Origin of the sequence: Thauera phenylacetica B4P (assembly GCF_000310225.1) — a bacterium.
In the GTDB taxonomy this organism is placed as follows: Bacteria; Pseudomonadota; Gammaproteobacteria; order Burkholderiales; family Rhodocyclaceae; genus Thauera; species Thauera phenylacetica.
Genome location: NZ_AMXF01000344.1, coordinates 1 through 3,114 on the forward strand (window position 1 = coordinate 1; position 3,114 = coordinate 3,114).

At 64.3% G+C, this 3,114-nt stretch carries 5 protein-coding genes and 1 pseudogene; all 6 read left to right on the plus strand.

The window, feature by feature from the left end; translation table 11 throughout:
- On the plus strand, positions 1 to 203 hold a 203-nt coding region (locus tag C667_RS21620), incomplete at its 5' end, for an NADH dehydrogenase subunit G (protein ID WP_004384413.1).
- Positions 203 to 1,252, plus strand: coding sequence for an NADH-quinone oxidoreductase subunit NuoH (gene nuoH, locus C667_RS21625; protein WP_039922684.1), 1,050 nt, complete (start codon positions 203 to 205; stop codon positions 1,250 to 1,252). The genes C667_RS21620 and nuoH, both read left to right, overlap by 1 nt.
- A 7-nt stretch (positions 1,253 to 1,259) precedes the next feature.
- Positions 1,260 to 1,745: an NADH-quinone oxidoreductase subunit NuoI gene (nuoI, locus tag C667_RS21630; RefSeq protein WP_004304483.1), complete on the plus strand. Its 486-nt coding sequence runs from the start codon at positions 1,260 to 1,262 to the stop codon at positions 1,743 to 1,745.
- A 33-nt stretch (positions 1,746 to 1,778) separates the two neighbouring features.
- Positions 1,779 to 2,384 carry an NADH-quinone oxidoreductase subunit J gene (locus C667_RS21635; protein WP_004384416.1) on the plus strand — a complete coding sequence of 202 codons (606 nt, stop codon included), beginning with the start codon at positions 1,779 to 1,781 and terminating at the stop codon, positions 2,382 to 2,384.
- A 63-nt stretch (positions 2,385 to 2,447) separates the two neighbouring features.
- A complete protein-coding gene (nuoK, locus tag C667_RS21640; RefSeq protein ID WP_004304479.1) occupies positions 2,448 to 2,753 on the plus strand; it encodes an NADH-quinone oxidoreductase subunit NuoK in 306 nt (101 codons plus the stop codon).
- A 12-nt stretch (positions 2,754 to 2,765) separates the two neighbouring features.
- A pseudogene (locus tag C667_RS21645) lies at positions 2,766 to 3,114 on the plus strand (NADH-quinone oxidoreductase subunit L); the annotation flags it as partial.

Genomic DNA, 3,114 nt, shown 5'->3' on the forward strand with positions numbered 1-3,114 from the left:
CGCGCGTCGCGCCGGCCACGCTCGCGGCGCTCGGCCTCGCGGCCGGCGATCGGGTGCGTGTGGCGCAGGGCGGGGCGAGCGTCGAGCTCGTCGCCCTGGCGGACGAAGGACTGGCTGCAGGGTGCGTGCGCGTCGCCGCGGCGCATCCCTCGACCGCGGCGCTCGGCGCGATGAGCGGTGACCTCAGCGTGGAGCGTGCGTGATGGAAGCGATGCTGCAACCCGTGGCGGATTTCTTCGGCCCCTCCTGGACGGCCATCTGGACGCTGATCAAGATCGTCGCGATCATCGCGCCGCTGATGATCTGCGTCGCCTACCTGACCCTCGCCGAGCGCAAGGTCATCGGCTACATGCAGGTCCGCATCGGCCCCAACCGGGTCGGTCCGAAGGGCCTGCTGCAGCCGATCGCCGACGGCATGAAGCTGCTGTTCAAGGAGATCATCGTCCCGAGCGGCGCCAACAAGGGCCTCTTCATCCTCGGCCCGATCCTGGCGATCGCGCCCTCGCTCGCGGCCTGGGCGGTGGTCCCCTTCGACGACGGGCTGGTGCTCGCCGACGTCAATGCCGGCCTGCTCTTCCTGCTCGCGATCACCTCGATGGAGGTGTACGGCGTGATCGTCGCCGGCTGGGCGTCGAACTCGAAGTATCCCTTCCTCGGCTCGATGCGCGCCGCCGCGCAGATGGTGTCCTACGAGGTGTCGATGGGCTTCGCGCTGATCTGCGTGCTGCTGATCTCCGCCAGCCTCAACCTCACCGACATCGTGATGTCGCAGAATGAAGGCCGCTTCGCGGACATGGGCCTGGGCGTGCTGTCGTGGAACTGGATCCCGCTCTTCCCGATGTTCGTGGTGTACGTGATTTCGGGCATCGCCGAGACCAACCGCGCGCCCTTCGACGTGGTCGAAGGCGAAGCCGAGGTCGTCGCGGGCCACATGGTCGAGTACTCGGGCATGACCTTCGCGCTGTTCTTCCTGGCCGAGTACGCGAACATGATCCTGGTGTCGATCCTGACCTCGATCCTGTTCCTTGGTGGCTGGCTGTCGCCGGTGGGTTTCCTGCCCGATGGTTTCCACTGGCTGGCGGTCAAGACCGCGTTCATCCTGCTGCTGTTCCTGTGGGCGCGAGCCACCTTCCCGCGCTTCCGCTACGACCACATCATGCGTCTGGGCTGGAAGGTGTTCATCCCGGTCACCCTCGTGTGGCTGTTCGTGGTGACCGTGTGGATGATGTCGCCGCTGTCGATCTGGAGTTGAGAAGACCATGGGTGCCAAGGATTACATCGGCAGTCTGTTCCTGAAGGAACTCGTCAAGGGCATGGCCCTGACCGGACGGCATTTCTTTCAGCGCAAGATCACTATCCTCTTCCCGGAAGAGAAGACGCCGCAGAGCAACCGCTTCCGCGGGCTGCACGCCCTGCGCCGCTACCCGAACGGCGAGGAGCGCTGCATCGCGTGCAAGCTGTGCGAGGCGATCTGCCCGGCGATGGCGATCACGATCGAATCGGACCAGCGTGACGACGGCTCGCGGCGCACCACGCGCTACGACATCGACCTGACCAAGTGCATCTTCTGCGGCTTCTGCGAGGAAGCCTGTCCGGTGGACGCGATCGTCGAGACCCGCGTGCTGGAGTACCACGGGGAGCAGCGCGGCGATCTGTACTACACGAAGCAGATGCTGCTCGCGGTGGGGGATCGCCACGAGTCGCAGATCGCGGCAGACCGCCAACAGGACGCCAAGTACCGCTAAGGGGAGGGCGCTTCGGCGCCACGAGTCAAGAACATGGAATTCAAGACCTTCGTCTTCTACTTTCTCGCCGTGATCATGGTGCTCGCGGCGCTGAGAGTGATCACCGCCCGGAACCCGGTACATGCCGCGCTCTTCCTGGTGCTGACCTTCTTCAACGCCGGCGGCCTCTGGCTGCTGCTGCACGCCGAGTTCCTCGCGGTCACGCTGGTGATGGTGTACGTCGGCGCGGTGATGGTGCTCTTCCTCTTCGTGGTCATGATGCTCGACATCAACCTCGATCGGCTGCGCGAGGGCTTCTGGAGCTACCTGCCGGTGGGGGCGCTGGTGGGCATCCTGATGCTGGTCGAGATGGTCATGGTGCTCGGGGGTAGCTACTTCGGCCTCGAGGCGATGCCCGCGCCGGCGCCGGTCGCCGCGGACTACAGCAACACCCGCGAGCTGGGCCGCGTGCTCTACACCGACTACGTCTATGCCTTCGAGCTCGCCTCCCTGGTGCTGCTGGTGGCGATGGTCTCCGCGGTGGCGCTGACGCTGCGCAAGCGCAAGGGGCTGAAGTCGATCCCGCCGTCCGAGCAGGTCGCCGTCAGGCGCGAGGGCCGGGTCGAGCTGGTGAAGATGCAGTCCGAGAAAGACGACTGACAACGCACGCGAACAAAACAAGAACCGCGCCGGCGAGCTGCCGGTGCGATCAGGGGGTCACTGATGCTTTCGCTTTCCCATTTCCTCATCCTGGGCGCGATCCTGTTCGCGATCAGCGTGGTCGGGATCTTCCTCAACCGGAAGAACCTGATCGTGCTGCTGATGGCCATCGAGCTGATGCTGCTCTCGGTGAACATGAACTTCGTCGCTTTCTCGCATTACCTCGGCGACATTGCCGGCCAGGTCTTCGTTTTCTTCATCCTCACCGTGGCAGCGGCCGAATCGGCGATCGGCCTCGCGATCCTGATCGTGATGTTCCGCAACATGCGCACGATCCACGTGGATGATCTGGACAGCCTCAAGGGATAAGGAAGCGTCACGATGTCGGACATGAAAGCACTCTATCTCCTCGTGCCGCTGGCGCCGCTGGCGGGAGCGATCCTCGCAGGCCTGTTCGGAAAGCAGATCGGGCGTGCGGGGGCGCATGTGGTCACCATCCTCGGTGTCGCGATCGCCTTCGTGGCGTCGCTGGTCATCTACCAGGACGTGGCGGCTGGAAACACCTTCAACGGCACTATCTACACCTGGATGCAGGCGGGCGGCATCGACTTCGAGGTCGGTTTCCTGATCGACTCGCTGACGGTGATGATGATGATGCTGGTGGTGACCTTCGTGTCGCTGATGGTGCACATCTACACCATCGGCTACATGTCGGAAGATCCCGGCTACC